The 16,109-nt window shown below is 33.0% G+C and carries 12 protein-coding genes; 8 read left to right on the plus strand and 4 right to left on the minus strand.

Features of this window, described 5'->3' with window-relative positions; all coding sequences use genetic code 11:
- Positions 1-108 precede the first annotated feature (108 nt).
- Both J3A84_RS05515 and J3A84_RS05520 read left to right on the plus strand, forming a co-directional pair.
- Positions 109-354, plus strand: a complete 246-nt coding sequence (locus tag J3A84_RS05515) for a hypothetical protein (RefSeq protein ID WP_207599006.1) — start codon at positions 109-111, stop codon at positions 352-354.
- 1,415 nt (positions 355-1,769) lie between these two features.
- On the plus strand, positions 1,770-2,330 hold the full coding sequence (locus J3A84_RS05520) for a tyrosine-type recombinase/integrase (protein ID WP_207599007.1): 561 nt from the start codon (positions 1,770-1,772) through the stop codon (positions 2,328-2,330).
- A 220-nt stretch (positions 2,331-2,550) separates the two neighbouring features.
- Here J3A84_RS05520 and J3A84_RS05525 read toward each other — a convergent pair whose 3' ends face one another.
- From J3A84_RS05525 to J3A84_RS05535, 3 genes are all read right to left on the minus strand, one after another.
- Positions 2,551-3,042 (minus strand): hypothetical protein, encoded by a 492-nt coding sequence (locus tag J3A84_RS05525; protein ID WP_207599008.1) that lies wholly within the window; start codon positions 3,040-3,042, stop codon positions 2,551-2,553.
- A gap of 18 nt (positions 3,043-3,060) precedes the next feature.
- On the minus strand, positions 3,061-3,897 hold the full coding sequence (locus tag J3A84_RS05530; protein ID WP_207599009.1) for a GIY-YIG nuclease family protein: 837 nt from the start codon (positions 3,895-3,897) through the stop codon (positions 3,061-3,063).
- A 61-nt stretch (positions 3,898-3,958) separates the two neighbouring features.
- The gene (locus J3A84_RS05535) at positions 3,959-4,375 is read right to left on the minus strand and encodes a hypothetical protein (RefSeq protein WP_207599010.1); all 417 of its coding nucleotides are present in this window, start codon (positions 4,373-4,375) and stop codon (positions 3,959-3,961) included.
- A gap of 530 nt (positions 4,376-4,905) precedes the next feature.
- On the opposite strand from J3A84_RS05535, the gene J3A84_RS05540 reads away from it, so the two are divergent.
- The 6 genes from J3A84_RS05540 to J3A84_RS05565 all read left to right on the plus strand — a co-directional run bounded on the left by J3A84_RS05540 (position 4,906) and on the right by J3A84_RS05565 (position 14,085).
- Entirely contained in the window at positions 4,906-5,718 is an 813-nt protein-coding gene (locus tag J3A84_RS05540; protein WP_207599011.1) for a TnsA endonuclease N-terminal domain-containing protein, read from the plus strand.
- Complete coding sequence (locus J3A84_RS05545) at positions 5,715-7,628, plus strand: Mu transposase C-terminal domain-containing protein (protein WP_207599012.1); 1,914 nt, start codon at positions 5,715-5,717, stop codon at positions 7,626-7,628. Before J3A84_RS05540 ends, J3A84_RS05545 begins: the two co-directional genes overlap by 4 nt.
- 22 nt (positions 7,629-7,650) lie before the next feature.
- The gene (locus J3A84_RS05550; protein WP_207599013.1) at positions 7,651-9,006 is read left to right on the plus strand and encodes an AAA family ATPase; all 1,356 of its coding nucleotides are present in this window, start codon (positions 7,651-7,653) and stop codon (positions 9,004-9,006) included.
- Positions 8,972-10,684 (plus strand): TnsD family Tn7-like transposition protein, encoded by a 1,713-nt coding sequence (locus J3A84_RS05555; RefSeq protein WP_207599014.1) that lies wholly within the window; start codon positions 8,972-8,974, stop codon positions 10,682-10,684. The genes J3A84_RS05550 and J3A84_RS05555 overlap by 35 nt, the downstream gene beginning before the upstream one ends.
- Positions 10,685-10,989: 305 nt before the next feature.
- On the plus strand, positions 10,990-13,017 hold the full coding sequence (locus J3A84_RS05560; protein ID WP_207599015.1) for a hypothetical protein: 2,028 nt from the start codon (positions 10,990-10,992) through the stop codon (positions 13,015-13,017).
- Positions 13,018-13,533: 516 nt separating this feature from the next.
- Positions 13,534-14,085, plus strand: a complete 552-nt coding sequence (locus J3A84_RS05565) for a hypothetical protein (protein ID WP_207599016.1) — start codon at positions 13,534-13,536, stop codon at positions 14,083-14,085.
- A gap of 234 nt (positions 14,086-14,319) precedes the next feature.
- Here the strand turns inward: J3A84_RS05565 and J3A84_RS05570 are convergent, their stop codons facing one another.
- Positions 14,320-15,210 (minus strand): hypothetical protein, encoded by an 891-nt coding sequence (locus tag J3A84_RS05570; protein ID WP_207599017.1) that lies wholly within the window; start codon positions 15,208-15,210, stop codon positions 14,320-14,322.
- Positions 15,211-16,109 lie beyond the last annotated feature (899 nt).

Below are 16,109 nucleotides of genomic sequence, written 5' to 3' on the forward strand. Positions count from 1 at the left end.
ATTACTACTTAACAAATTAAAAATGGAATATTTCATCTGTCTATTGGATAGAATAAGCATAAACAAGGAAGGTGTGTATATGACACAATTGAAAAGGGGGAAATGAAGATGAAAGAAATTATTAAGGCAGTCTTGTTTGTTGCATGTTTAGTGCTTTTAACTGGATGTGGCAATAAAGCTGTTGATGTGAAGGAGGTAAGTGCCCAAAGCATAATAAAATTAGGAGAGGAGTATTCTACTATTGAGGTTGTGAGGTGGGAAATTAAAGATGAGAGGATTAAGTTATTGTCGACCAATGGCGATATATATAATTTACTGTATAAGGATGTGGTTATAATCACTAAAGGATTCTAGGTTGAAGCTCTCATTGGGGAGCTTCTTATCTTTATATAGGATATTAAGCGTTGTCACTTTTAGGTAATACCAATCTAATATATTTTTTGAAAGCTTGAAATAACCTTACACTGTTATTCTAAATGAATTACAGTGTAAGGTTATGAGGTTTAGTGTTTTGTAAAAAGGTTCTTAAAGAATCTGAAAATTATTTAATTTACCCAAGAAAATTTAATGCAATAAAGTCTCTGTAGTGGTTATATTATTTGGGCCTGCTACCTATATTAAAGCATAAAGACAAAAAATTGAATAAGACAGAGAAGAATTACAATACAAACGCGTGATTGCATCCACGCCAAATATGCACGCAGTAGCGGGAATATCAAGAGTTCTGCTAACGGCGAAAGTAGGTAAAAACAGCGAAAAAAAATAAGCCTTCAAAAGTCCTCTTTAGAGCATATGACGCAATGTGACTCAAAGATAGGAGGATAAAGACGCTCGGGGGAATTAAGGCCAGCAATGGTAGCGGACGCTTTAAACGGTTGGGATTGATAACATGTATCATAACGGAGTAATCTGCAGTACGATGGTAAACCCATTTAAATTGATTGTGCTGATAAAATACATGCCTCTTGGACTGATATGGCTCTCACAGCTCAAAAAGTGGGGCAGACTCAGGAACTATGAAAGAAAAAGTCTTCTCTTTAGCGTGTCTTATTCAAGTCCTAGCATTTATTTTAAAAAATAACTATCAGGGGATAACTACGCCCAGAACTGCAAGCAGTCCTCGGAACTATGAAGTATGTATAAGTTTTTGATATATATGAACGCATATATATCATCACAAAGTGAATGATTATTAGTCATAATCTTTATAGTCATTTGCAAAAGTATCATACAATTAATGGGATTCACCAATAATGTATATTGTTTAGTTCTACTTCGAAAAGTGATTAGGCTAAAAATACCTTCCGTAACCATTCTGAACAAGGTAATGTAATTATACGCAATAGTTCAATAGCATACTTTCGAGTTAAGGCATAACACATCAATTAAATGTCATCATTTAAGTATTGTTCCTAGTAAATAGGATTCGAAGTCATTTATGTATGGGGAATTCGGTTTTCCATTATGAGGTAATTACGAATATTTATATTACGAAGCGATACGAAAATCAAGTATATATCTACTATAAGGTTTAATAAAATATAAATAATTCTGAAATACTGACGACTAAGTAATACTAAATGAATCAAATAGGATATATCCCAATGTATGAATTTGTATAAAATCATACATTAAAGAAATGGGTGTAAAGTGTTGGTATGCAAAGGTTTATCAACTTTTCTTCAAACTATAATAGAGGTATTTGTTTTGAATGTATTGTTTTTGCGATATAATAGATATAACAATACATTGAGAAAGGGGATAAAGAGATGGTTGTAGAACCTATTAGAGACAAGAAAATGGTTTCGAAGTTTCTCATCTATTTAAAAGGCACCAACGAAAGGGACTTTCTACTAGCCAAGTTTCAACTCAATACTGGTCTTCGAATAAGCGATGTAGTCCAAGTCAAAGTATCAGATTTACTTACAGAAGGTGGACGTTTTAGAGAATACTTTACAAAATCAGAACAGAAAACACATAAGACTACCAAAATTAAATTAAATGATGAATTGAAGAAAACGATAAAGAGCTACATAGAGGTCTTTAAACTCAGGAATGATGACTATTTATTTGCTAGTCGAAAAGGCGGCTGCATCAGTACCACACAAGCTTATAGAGTTTTAAAGGCCGCAGCAGATGCTCTTGGAATTGAACATTTTGGGACACACTCTCTGCGAAAGACTTTTGGCTACTGGACCTATAAGGAAAGCAAATACAATATAGGACTTATCATGGATATATTTAATCATACATCTCAATCCATGACGTTGCTATATATAGGGATTAATCAAGAACAGAAAGATAAACTTTATTCTGTCGTAAGTTTCTAATAGAACGATATAAATCGTTATTCTCTAAAGTTGATTATATGACTTTACCTTCTCTGAAAGTTATATAATCAACGTCAATCAAATGAAAATCTCCATATAGTTATGAGAATAATATATGGAGATTTTCTTTACATATATATGATGAGATTGACTACCAGCCTTAGAGTCAGATATTGTGGTTTTTTGTTATCTAGTATCTTTTGACTATAGAATAAGAAACTTAAGGTGCATTTTGGGTCAACATTGTTTTATTCACGGAGACAATAGCTTTTGAAATCCATTTTATACAAAACCAAGAAGGTACAAAAGGTCTTGCATCAATGTGAACGATTAAGGGGGATGCTTCAGGTTTGACATAGCCTTGAAACTCGATTTTGTTGAACATCTCATATAAGGATGTATCAGTTGGTTCAACTACTCCTTGGACTCCATCCAGATACTCAGTCATAGTATTCTCTATTAATAACTCCAACCATGACTGAAGCTCAGCTAAGAGATTTTCATTAGAATCATTAACGCGTTCAGGGAAATGAATATACATCAAGAACTCCTTTGCTGATTTAGCGTCAACTAAGAGTATACGATGGGTATCATATTTAAGAACACCTGAATATAGTGGATGTGGACTATATCGTAAAGCCTGGTTTATCTCATTGAGATAGTCTAATTCTCGTAATCCTTCGAAATCAACTGAGATTATATTTTCCTTCATGAACTCTCTCCTTTTAACTCAACTTATTTGTGGATTTTTGGTTTTCAATTTATTATGTCTTTTTCCAATTTTAATCTTTCCTATAGTGCTATATGAGACCCCGAATTCCTTTGCTATAATTGATACTTTCACACCTCGACTTAGTAGTACTAAAATGACCTCAACTTCTTCATTTTTGAGTCTTCTCCTATTATTCCTCTTTTCTTCAGATATAATACCATCACTAATATGTCTCCATCTTCTACCATTTTTAATATCCGAGATTAGAATAGGAGTAACATTATAAGCTTTTGCAATTATTTTCAACGGAACTTCATTCTCTATATCCATACATATATTATTAACATCACTTATACTGAGTTTTGATTGACAGTTATTCTCCCCCCTTGTTGTGATACCTGGGCCAATATGGGAAACTCGCATATCTTTAGACACAGCTGCTATATTGAACCCTTTCACCAATGAATTATACGTATTTATCCATTTTATTTCTGCATACTTTCGTTCCTTTCGTCCATTAACAACTTCAAGTGTTGCAAAATAAAATGAATCTTTTCCGTATTTATTAAAAGCTCTCTGAAGAAGTATATTATGGTGTGTATTCTTTTTTAGCTCCCTATAATGTATACCTATTCGCTTGTTGATATCGTTTGATTGTCCGATGTATACTTTTTTATCGGAAAGACAGGCTATTAGATAAATTCCGGAGATTATTTGATAATCAGACCAACCACGTTTAGATTCAATTTTACGAATATCGCCAAATTTCTCAGCGCTTACGTGGCAATAAATTTCACTGAAATCTCTTGATGCATTCATCTCTGGTTCTTTCACATAGTTCATCATAAACTTCATTTAAATATCCTCTTTTCTAATTTGCAGATTATCTTGTTGATGTGCCAAAAAGTGGTGTATGTTACGAATACTTTATAGTATTGATATACTCAATTCTGAAAGTCTTTTCATCTATTGGTACCATTCTCATTATACTTAGTATCCACAGCTTATTTTTTTCTAAATATAGAGCATTCATATTGTATTCCCAGAACAATACTGTTTTTTTACATATTTTATTTGTATTATCATCCATCTTGCTTATTAACATGTTTTTGAGAGAATTTTCTGAAAGAAGATTCGATAGGGTGTCTGATATCTTATCTATATTTTTAAAATAGTTTCTTTCTGAATAATATGATTCTCTTTTCCCCATTGGTTCTGTATATCGTGCTTTCAAATACCATTTTCTTTCATCACTTAGTTTTTTTCTTATATTTTCTTCATCACAAAATATAATATATTCTATTTTGTTTATAAGAACTCCAATTCTTTCCATATAATCGCCTCTTTCTATTGGATAGAGAAATTGAGAGTTTGCACTTGCCATAGAGTAGAACAGTAAGAATTCTATTTTTTCTGATAATAACTCCTTGAAGATTATTATAACATCGACAGCGCAAAAATCAATATGAATTAAATATATTACCTATAGTCAAAATTCTTAAAAGTTTTGCCTATAGTCAATAAGCAATTTAGATTAATTGCAAAAATGATTATAAAGGGATATAAAGAATGTCAGCATTGAGCTGCATAAAGCTTGCAAAATGTTCTGATGATATAAATGTAAATGAGTGGTAAGAGCAGGTTTTCACTAGAGCATTATAAGTAATATTTACAGTACCACTAACTTTGTATAATCTCCTATTAGTTGAGATTTCTCACGATAATTACAGATTGTTCACAACAAATCATGTGAGTATAACCTTAAAGTTATGTATATAACTTTAAGGTTATTAATATTTATTTGATATATATTATGAAATAAGCTATTATTTTTATAATAATACAACTTTATTGGAGGTTATTATGACTAAGCGTAAATTAGAATGGGATGAGAGTAAGTTGAAGAGATTTACAAAAGAAAAAAGAGGTCAAGGAGAGGGCATAGATTATACGCCATGGCTTAAAACTCAAGATTTTCCAAGTCTTGGAAGAGCTTCACGAGTTATGTCAATGACTACAGGAAGAATGCATCACCTATTTTCTAGAACGCAGCGAGATTTTTTTTTGGAACTGGATTGGGAAGAATCAGTCATTGATATTCGAGAACATTTCCCATTGCTCGATTATAAGGAAACAATTGAAAATCTTGATGATATAAATCAATCCAAATTTAGTGATGGAGAAATAGATTATGTGATTACAACAACATTTCTGGTAACAAAGAGAATTGATACAGATAAAGTTAAGTATTTTGCTCGCTCAGTGAAATACGCTTCTGAACTTGATAAAAAAATCACTCTAGAAAAGCTTGAGATTGAGAGACGTTATTGGAGTAATAAATCAATAAATTGGGGACTTGTCACAAATAAGGAAATTAACACAGTACTAGTTAAAAACATAGAGTTTATTAATCCAGTAGTATCGTCCAGACTGAAGATTAACAAACAGGAAGAAATTACAAGCAATCTAATTAGTGAATATACCAGAAGTTCTGATAAGGTTCTATATGGAATATTTAAGTCAATTGATAGAAGTCTCAATCTTAATCCTGGTGAGAGCATAACAGTCTTTAAATATCTCCTCGCAAATAGATTCATCCAAGTTGACATGAATTCCATGATAGATATCAGAAAACCAATAGAACTTCACTTTAGAAGATTGGAGGATACCCTATGATTCTAGTAAACTCATTATTAAAACTTGATGAGTCAATATACAGAGTCCTGTGGATTGATAAGGAGCAATACATTGTGATTTCTATGGATGAGAACCGAATGCCCATAAAACTTCGAAAGGAAGAAGTGAATAGTGGTATTTCAAATGGCGATATCATCGAAATTGAAGAAGAAATCAAATTTGCTCAAAATTCTGATATAGCGAAATACTTGGCAAAGAGAGACAGTAATTGGAATAAACTCAAGGTTCTGCTGAAAGATGAACCAAATATCTATGAAAAAAAATATAGAGTACTAAGACTTAAAACTTTACAAGAGAACATTGGATATTCTGAACAGCATATTTTATCAATGATGAAGAGATACTGGAGAAGTGGAAAAAATAAGAACTCTCTTATGCCAAGATACAGCAATTCAGGTGCTCCTGGAAAGGAAAGAAAATCTGGATTGGTAAAAAGAGGAAGACCAAGTCGCAGTGAATATGGTGTTAATATAGATGATGTTTGGAAAGTTAGATTTGAAAAGGCTATCCAGAAATACTATTATTCTAGAGCTAAAAATTCTATCATCATGACATATCATCTTATGAGGAAAGACTACGTTCAGACTGTTGATGCATTTCCTACTATGGGACAGTTTCGCTATTGGTTTAATAAAAGTAGAAGTATTAAATCTGAAATTAAAGGACGATACAGTTCAAAAAAATATTCAAGAGATTTCAGGCCATTATTAGGAACGAATGAAACTACAATGCCTGGAACCTTTGAAATAGATGCTCATATGGGCGATGTCTACCTGGTTTCGGACTTTAATCGAGAATATATTATTGGAAGACCAACATTATATATTGTAATTGATAAATACAGCAGGATGATTGTTGGAATGTATGTCGGCTTTGATAGCTCATATCCGAATGCTGCGATGGCTCTTTATAACTGTATAAGTGACAAGGTTGAGTTTTGTAATCACTTTGACATTAACATTGATGAATGTGAATGGCCAGCAAAAGCACTTCCTCAAAAACTTATCGCTGACCGAGGCGAGATAGAAGGTCAGGGCATCGAAAATCTTATTGAATCCTTAGGTGTGGAGGTTGAACTTACGCCAAGTCATCGAGCAGATATGAAAGGAATTGTGGAGGGCTTCTTTAATATATTAAACTCTCACATTAAAACAATACTTCCAGGAACGATTGATATGGATGGAAGAGAACGAGGTGATAAGGATTACCGAAAAAGTGCATCGCTAACCATGAGAGAGTATACAAAAATCGTAATTCACACAGTACTGTTCCATAATAAGAATTTTTTAGAGAACTATAATAGGTCGGAACAGATGATAAATGACAATCTTATCCCAACTCCAATTAATTTGTGGTACTACAGCTTAGAGAATTTTGGGACATCCTTGAAATACAGTTCAAATGAAATCAAACTTGCATTAATGACGAAGAGCGAAGGAGTCATTACCAGAAAAGGCATAAAACACAAAAACTTATTTTATGCATCTAAGAATTTCATCAAGCAAGGGTATTTTGATAAGGGAGGAAGAAAGCAAAGTCGTGTCGTAATATTTTTCGATAGGCGGAATTTGTCATTCATTTATGTGGAAAATCCACTAACCAATGAAATAGAACATTGTGAGCTACTTCCCAACAGTGAGAAATTTAGAAATAAATCTATTGAAGACTGTGAGATTCTCATGCAGAAGGAATCAGAAATTAGAGCTCAATTTGATATTGAAAATCAAACCAAAAGGGCTGAGTTGATTAAGAACATTGAAGATATTGTCGATATAGCAAAGAAAGAAGTTCAAACACCTTATAATTCAAGAGATGTTAAGAATATCAGGGTGAATCGAAAGTTGGAGAAAACTAGTTCGATGGAAGAGGAAGCATTCACGCTGGAATGATTTAGAAGGAGGAAGTGATGGGATGAATGGCATAAAAGCAATGTATAATGAGACAAATATACCTCAATATTGCGGGAACCCTCTCATAGAAGCATTACCAATTAAAAAAAGTAAACTTGATGAAATTAGAGATTTAAGTATAATTGCTGATTGGCCCGAATCAATTCAGCTACTGGATGAGCAATCAAAGATTTATGCACTCGATACGATTCAAACTGTTTTTCAACCTATTCCGCAAACTATAGACCTGAAGGAAAGTGTTGATAGATTAATCAGAGCAGGTTATGTTAATCGCAATCCATTGGCGAGAAGCGGGGATTTCTCTCAACCTCCAAGCATAGCTATTATCGGAATTTCAGGAATAGGAAAATCAACAACTATAAGCAGAATACTTTCTATGTATGAACAGGTTATTTATCATAATGAGTATAAGAGTCAGCCAATCCAAACAACACAAGTTGTATGGCTAAAGCTAAATACACCTTTTGACGGGTCGTTGAAGAGTCTCTTATTAGAATTCTACTCTGAAATTGATTCATTACTAAAAACAAACTACTATGAGCGTTTTATAAAGAATCGTGCTACAACAGATGTAATGATGCAATCCATCTATAAAGTGAGCCAATCTTGTAATCTTGGCGTTATCCTCATTGATGAAGTGCAACATTTAGAACATGTATCAAACAAAAATAAAATGATGATAATGAATTTCTTTGTTAATCTGAGCAACACAGCAGGAGTACCAATAATATTCGTCTCTACACCCTCTGGTATTAGTGTTTTGAGACAAGATTTTAGATTGGCAAGAAGAATGGTATCAGCGATGGATACCTTTATCTGGGATAAGCATGATAATGATAAAATATGGGGGCTACTTGTTGAGTCTCTAATGAGGTATCAGATAACCCAAGAGAAGGCCGTCTGCGATACTGGAATTCTTGATGCATTTCATAGAGCTTCTGGAGGTGTTGTTGATATTTTGAAGAAGATTCACATATCTTCTCAAGTACTGGCTATGAGGAGTGGATTTGATAGAGTAAATCCACACATTATTAAAGAGTCTGCAAAAAAGACTTTAAAACTTCTAGAACCTATGATGAAAGCAATCGAAAGTCAGAATCCATTCGAGGAATTAGTATACTCTGATATCAGAATTCCCGAAACGCTAAAGAATAATGATAAATGTCATATAGTGATTAAGACTACTGATAGTCTTAGAAAAGGGAATAAGCAAATGCAGTTAAAAAGCTTTGCGGACCCTCACGACATCAGGGTGATAGTGAAAGAAGCTGGATTGAGGGGGGAATCTGCATATATATCTTTGAAAGATGCGGGTTATATCATTGAAAAAGACAGTGTATTGTTTGGAGGTCGATGAAGTGTATTTCTTTCCAGTAGCGTATCCAGATGAGTTATTTTACAGCATAATGGCCCGATACAACACAATGACAGGGAATAATGCAGCTATACATACAGTTGATGATGTGTTTCAGACAAAGACTGCTGTAAGCACGATTGAGTTTCCATCTAGATTGAATATGTTGAGTCTATCCATGCCAAGTACAATACAGCTAGATGTAAGAAGTATAATCGAGAAAAATACTCTTCTTAACTTCTATTGTGCGTTCAAAAGTCCAGAAATCAAAAAAGAAATTATTAAGCGAATGCTTGAGTCAGATGGAAAAGGAGTTCACATTAAGTTAGGGCTTGTAAGTGGAGGCGTTAGTTTTCACAGGTATCTCAGATATTGTCCATCATGCTATATTGACGATATGAAAAAATTTGGCATGCCTTATTTTCATCGTGAGCATCAGATTTCAGGTGTATTTCAATGCACTAGACATAAAATTATAACTAAAGACAGTAACGTTCTCAGGAATCCTCCTAATAGACAGATATGGAAGGAACTTAAAGAAACAAGTGAAGTGGTGGCAGCCCGTTCTGAAGTTTATTCATTACAAACAATGAAGCATATAGAAATGTATGCAGAATGGGCGAAATATCTACTTGAAAATCCTCAATCAAAAAGTCTTGATTGGATTAAGAAGAGATATAGAATCATCTTGTTCGAGAAAGGGTATGTTAGACTGAACAATTACACGAAGGTAGCTAAGTTTATTGAAGACTTGAAAGAGTATTTTTCAGATGAATACTTGCGAATGATGAAATCTAATGAAAGCTACAACTGGGTTAAGGATATTCTGGTATCAGGAGTTAAAAATCCAGATGTAACAAGACACTTGATTCTGCTCCAGTTTTTGAACATTCATCCCAAAGAGTTTTTTGCTGCAACACTTGATTTAGACAAAATAGATATTCGGAGTTACTTCCAAAATGCTTGGGACAAAAACTTAGTGGAACTTATTAAGATGGGTAAATCACAGCGTGAAATCTGTAAAATTTTAGGAACAAGCAGAAAAACGATTATTCTTGCTACTGAACGATTGGGAATAGCTGCGGAGTGGAAATACAATGGTGGAAGAAGATATGAGAGAACTTATGAGGAAACTGAAGAATTTATAAAGAAGAAAAAAGAAATGGAAAAATTCTGGGAAAAATGGCATAAAGAAAATCCAGATTTAAGCAGCCATGCCATTCGAGAAAAACACGACCATATTTATTCATGGCTCAAAAAGTATGATAAAGAATGGATGAATGAAAGATACATAAGAAAGAATAATACTTCCAATGATAGAGTGAATTGGGGGAGAAGAGATGAGAAGCTTTACGTAGAGGCTAGGAATATAGTAGAAGCAATGAAAGCGAGAGGAAATAAGAGAATAACTGTTGGAAGGGTAGCAGCGTATCTCAACATAAAGGGTTGGGTATATAAGAAAAAGAACAAAATCCCAAAAACAATGGATTATTTAAATAAAGAGGTGGAAACTGTCGATGAATTTCATAAAAGAAAGTTGATGCACACATACGATAAATTAAAGACGATAACAGTAGTAACATATAATTCACTCTTTGAAGCTTCCAAAATAAATTATAGGTATAAAGATAAATTGAGAGAGTTCGGGGAGAAATTAATTAATGGAAATCATTTTAAGTGACTGCAAAAATTGAAATAATTTAATGAGGAAATGCATATAATAATTTATGAGAAACAAAGGAGTACTATATATAGTACATTTTATCTCATCGGTTGGAGTTAGTTTCCCCCACTAATGAGAACCAGGTTCGGAGAGTCAAAATGACTCTCTTTTTTTGATTTAATAATATTTAAGTTGTCTTATACAATAAAGTGTGGATTAAAATATACTTATTTATGATTATAAATAGTATATATACTATTATTTTTGAACCTAGAACATTATAATGTAATCAGTATACGGACAAGTTTGATAGGAGGATATCTATGAATAATAACTTATATCGCCTCGGTGCATTGATGTACACTGATGATACTTCTTCATTTAGCAGAAAGACAACTATTAGAAAAATTATTGAAGCATTTTTTGTTTTATGCAACAATGAATCAGTTGTTTGTTCTAACTTACCAGAAATGATAAAAGACACTTTTGATATTGAGTTACATATCGATGAAATTCACAAGGTCATATATAGTTCAAAATACTTTGAGTATATTGGCGGACATTGTTCAAAGCATCATTTCGAGCATTGTAATATTTTAGTTCGCCTTAGCGAGAAGAGGTATAGCTTAATTGCTTCACAAGAGAGCCTAAACTCCATCTATCATTATATGAATGAGTATTATAATGCAAACGAAGAACTTAAGAATTTAATTTCAATTGAGGGGTTTACCCAAATGATTGAAAAATTTCTTTACTTAGTTTTTGTGCAGAATATCGAGAAAAGCTCTAGAATGTTTGATGTGCATTTAGATAAAACAGAGTTATTAGATGATTTGAAGATTACTGAAATTGAAAAGAAGATAATCAACGAGTTTTTAGATTATGATGATGATAATAAGAATAAGGCGATATATGATATAGGTAGTCTGGCACTTGAATACGTTATACTGAGTGGTGGAATAGACTTAAAATCACAAGAGCCCAATATACTGAAAAAAACACTGTACCTAGATACTAATATTATTTATAGGTTGCTCGGGATTAATGGTGAGCAGAGAAGAATAAAAGTGCGAAACTTAATTGAGAGATGTATTGAGACGGGGCAACAAATTAGGATATCAGACGCTAGTAAGAAAGAGTTCTTTGACTCTATTAAACATCAGTTGCTGAAAATTGAAAAATTACCTTCACCAATTAGATATACAGAGCCGATTGATAATGCAATTATGAGAGATTTCTATGACTCAAATAGTGGGAATACTAAATTTTACTTAGCTAAAATCCAAGCAGAATATGAAGAAATGATTAGAGAGTTTAAAATACATGAAGATAAAAAAGACTTGTATGACACTGTTTCTGGGCATGAAAGAATACAGATAAAAAAATATGTTGAATCTATTTCTAGATATAAAAACAAAACAGAAAAAGAAGTTAAACCTGATGCAATCAATATATTTTACATTGAAAGTATGAGGAAAAATCAAGGACAAACATTTAGAGAACTTAAAGAGTTTTTTCTAACTTCTGATAAAAATCTAATTAATTGGGAAGCAAGTGAAAAAGATACCTATCCTGTTACTATTTATCCTAGTAATTGGCTAAGCATTATACTTAGATTCGGTAACAGAACAAGTGACGATTATAAGTCTTTTGTTAGTTTTATTAGAAATGTGCAACATGAAGAAAAAAGAGACCCAGATGTTGTCTTAGCTACAATGCAAGTAATAGCACAAAAGGCTGAGACAGCTGAAAAGCAGAAAGCTTTGTTTGATATTTTTGTTGAAAATGAATACGAAAATATTGCGAACACTATAACTTTTGAAGATAAAATATCATATGCTGAAGAAAAGATTCCAGAATATATAGATGAAATATACGAAAAACAGGAAGAGAGATTAAGAAAATTAGAAGAAGCAACTAGTATTAATAAAGAAGAGCATCAACAAGAAATAGAAATTCTGAGACAAGAGATTGAGATGAGCAAATCTAAAGAGGATAAACAAAGAAATGTACTGGTGACAGAAAGGTTTAATACTGAAATCTCTGATAGAAGACGTAATTTAGCTTATAATTTAGTTGCGGTTGTTGTAAGTGGAACTATTATTTGGAATACATTACCTAGTATATTAAGCTTGAATTCTGGTGAAGTGAATTCGGAAATGAAATTTTTAGAATTGGTAATTACAGTTATTTTTATTCCTACATTGTTACGGTGCTTAAGCAATATATTTAAGTTATCAAGTGTCAAATGTTTAGAAGAGAAATTATTATTAAAAGAAATCACCAGAGAGGAAATAGACAAACTACTTGAACATAAGAAAAAAATGTTCATATTCATTCTTTTTTCATAGATACTCTTTGGTAATAAACCTATAACTACTATGAGTTCATCCGTAGACAAATTCTGAAATGAAACTTGGGAAGATTCTTTGTTGTCAACCATGCAATATCTGGAGTATTAGATATTGAGGAATATTAGTCATCTATTTTATAATTGACAGTACTATGGAAAACGTGGATAATACAAAATAGAACAAATGACTTGTGCATTTTGTAGGGCGATGATGATTGATTACTTGCCATGAGGTGATTGGTCGTAGTTCCTTTTGGGTTTATGCATTCACCACGACATGGATAGTCTTTGGACGAAAGAAAATGTATCTTAGAGGATTCAGCTCTGCTGAATCTTCTTTTTTTTTCATTATGAGTATGGCTCTCTTTCAATTAACAAGGTGTAAAGTATTCATACTTGAATTATAGAATTGGAGATAGCTCAAGAGTTAAGAATTGTTTCAATGTGTTGAAACTATTTATACAATATTATATTATATAAATATAATTTATCATATCTGGAGGAAACATTAATAATGAAAAAGATTCTAATGTTGGTATTGACTATGCTGGTAGTCACAGGATGTTCTCAAGAACCTCAGTTTGAGAATGGTGATTCAAATAAATCAGATACAATGCAGAAAGAAACGATTGTAGATATTACAGATGGCGAACCTTGGGTTTATAATGGTAGCCTTGGAGAAGCGGAGCTTGAAGAAACCAAAGATATTTTCTTTGTAAATGACACGTTTGATATGACTGAAAACAAAATTGAAGCAACGCTATCAAAACTCTACTATGAGGAGGAAGGTTTGTTTGTTGAACTCAATATTACCAATGGAAAGAATGATTTAGTTGATACCATATCGATTGATAAATTCTCATTAATAGAACTTTTAGAAGAGGAAGAAGAGAATACAGAGATTACTATTGCTGAAAATCTTAAAATCGGAGAGTTTAATAACTTAAATCTGAGCAGTGGTCATAATACTATTGTTTCGTTCGTAATCCCAGATGAATATCTATTGGCTGATGCTTTTAACTTTAAGACAATGTCGTACTTAATCGAAATATCTGTTGGTGTATAGGTCTGATTATGAGTAATTCATGCAGAATGAAATGATTTTAAATTAATCATTCAGCATCTTGATAACTTTAGTTATGGACTGGTTCATCTTATTGAAGAAGGAAAAGATGAGTACATCATTGGTCACATCACCATGGACCTGAGTGCAGGAAGTAGAAGAGGTAAACTGGCAGAGTTCGGCACAAAGAGATTATAGACATTGAAAAAGAGCCCCGTTGAGGGCTCTTTACTATGCTTAGGGTCTTACAATAGCGGCGTCTTTGTATTTCTCGTATAAGACCATTGGGTCTGGGTAGTATTTCTCCTGAAAGGCCGTGCTTTTTGACATTCTTTTAAAAAGCCTTGCTTCTATGAAATCACTATCAAAGAAGCTGTGAACATTTTCAAACCAGATGATAAACTTCCCGTCTTTAATCCCTGCAATGATTTCAGAACTTCGATAATCATTACCATTATTAACTACAGTTTCATAAGCTTTCTTTATTTCTTCGACATGCATTTCGACTTCAAGAACTTCTGCATAATAAAGAAGAAAATCCAATGATGGTGTTTCTAAGAAACGACTTTCTCCGAATTCAAATTCGATTATTCGTTCACCATCAAGATAAAGCACGGATTCGTCCCAGTAATTATCTTTGTCAAAATCGGGGGTTGGGCCTTTTGCCTCAAGAAGTCTTGTTTCTCCCTCTCTTTCCAATTCAAGCATCCTTAGATTGATGAAATCCTTATTATCGTTTCCTTCTAACGTTCCTCTAAAGAAATAACGAGGAGACATTTCAGTTACGACCTCTTCATTTATGATTTTATAGGATTTTTGGACATTCCCTTTCATTAGTCTGCGGTATGTGTATTTTGTTTGCATCTTAGTGCCTTCAGCAAAAAATGAATAATTAATGTTGAATTCTGGCACATCAATTATTATTTCTGTGGGCTCTGTTTCTCTGATTACTTCTTCAAGTTTAATGTGGTAAAGATTTTCATTTATTTTATAGCCTTTGCTCTGATTATTGAGGCTTGCTGTAGCCTGTTCAGCTGATGGGGATAGAAAACCATATCCGAGTAGGTAAAAAATTGAAAAAGTAATAATGATTGTTACAATAACAGTTATAAGTATTCGTTTCTTCATGTAGTGCTCCTATTGTTTCAAGTTTAGTTATTAATGACAATATTATTGTAAAGTATAAAAATAGATTAAACAATATTATAAATATATTTAAAAATAGAATCTGTGGTTATTTAGTAAAGGAAATCTACTATGACCCATCAAAACAAAGTCATCCCAAAAATTTAAACACCCCTTAGAGCGAGAAGCAGCATCAACTGCCTCGCTCTTTTTTATTCCCAACCTTTCCCCAACCCTTCCCCCTTCCTTTGCGTCCTTGCGGACGCTCCCCCTATCCTCTTAATCCATTGGTACATAATGATTGCAGAGCTTACCCTAATCATCCACCCAACGATTAACCCAAGTTCATCCACTATCCCAATCATCACCCCATTCTTACACCACAATCCAATCATATCCCATTCATTTATCCTTCTTTGCGTCCGTAAGGACGCCTATATCAGGCACTTACTTTATTGAGACAAAAAAACAAGAAGGATTACAGAGTTTTTCCCTGATTCCTTCAAGCCTTATCCCAAGCCTTTCTCCGAGCATTTTACTCAGGCTATTATGGTCCTATGATATCTCGAATATTTCTATGAAATAGAGTGCAACACAATATCGCTAGAGTTGATTTGTCTAGCGTTCAATCATTTATACGAGGGATAACATTGAGAAAAGTGAGGGGCACAGTGAAAAAAGAGAGAAAAAGAGGGTGTTGATAATTGGGATAACTATATTCGATTTTTGAAAGAAATAGAGGGTAAAAATCTGTTTTGAAACAACTTTAAAGGTGGAAAAATAGGCAGAAACAAGAATTGGATAAACAATTGTGGAAATTGTGGTCAATTCAAGAATGGGGTAGATAGGGGGTTAGAGGGGTGGGAGAAGTACAACTTTATTGATAATTTGTGATGACATTA

Origin of the sequence: Proteiniclasticum aestuarii (genome assembly GCF_017368455.1) — a bacterium.
In the GTDB taxonomy this organism is placed as follows: Bacteria; Bacillota; Clostridia; order Clostridiales; family Clostridiaceae; genus Proteiniclasticum; species Proteiniclasticum aestuarii.

What these genes read in the sequence shown, in the direction of transcription:
- J3A84_RS05515 (WP_207599006.1), top strand. Translation starts at nt 109, where the DNA reads ATGAAAGAAATTATTAAGGCAGTCTTGTTTGTTGCATGTTTAGTGCTT.
- J3A84_RS05520 (WP_207599007.1), top strand. Translation starts at nt 1,770, where the DNA reads ATGGTTGTAGAACCTATTAGAGACAAGAAAATGGTTTCGAAGTTTCTC.
- J3A84_RS05525 (WP_207599008.1), bottom strand. Translation starts at nt 3,042, where the DNA reads ATGAAGGAAAATATAATCTCAGTTGATTTCGAAGGATTACGAGAATTA.
- J3A84_RS05530 (WP_207599009.1), bottom strand. Translation starts at nt 3,897, where the DNA reads ATGAAGTTTATGATGAACTATGTGAAAGAACCAGAGATGAATGCATCA.
- J3A84_RS05535 (WP_207599010.1), bottom strand. Translation starts at nt 4,375, where the DNA reads ATGGAAAGAATTGGAGTTCTTATAAACAAAATAGAATATATTATATTT.
- J3A84_RS05540 (WP_207599011.1), top strand. Translation starts at nt 4,906, where the DNA reads ATGACTAAGCGTAAATTAGAATGGGATGAGAGTAAGTTGAAGAGATTT.
- J3A84_RS05545 (WP_207599012.1), top strand. Translation starts at nt 5,715, where the DNA reads ATGATTCTAGTAAACTCATTATTAAAACTTGATGAGTCAATATACAGA.
- J3A84_RS05550 (WP_207599013.1), top strand. Translation starts at nt 7,651, where the DNA reads ATGAATGGCATAAAAGCAATGTATAATGAGACAAATATACCTCAATAT.
- J3A84_RS05560 (WP_207599015.1), top strand. Translation starts at nt 10,990, where the DNA reads ATGAATAATAACTTATATCGCCTCGGTGCATTGATGTACACTGATGAT.
- J3A84_RS05565 (WP_207599016.1), top strand. Translation starts at nt 13,534, where the DNA reads ATGAAAAAGATTCTAATGTTGGTATTGACTATGCTGGTAGTCACAGGA.
- J3A84_RS05570 (WP_207599017.1), bottom strand. Translation starts at nt 15,210, where the DNA reads ATGAAGAAACGAATACTTATAACTGTTATTGTAACAATCATTATTACT.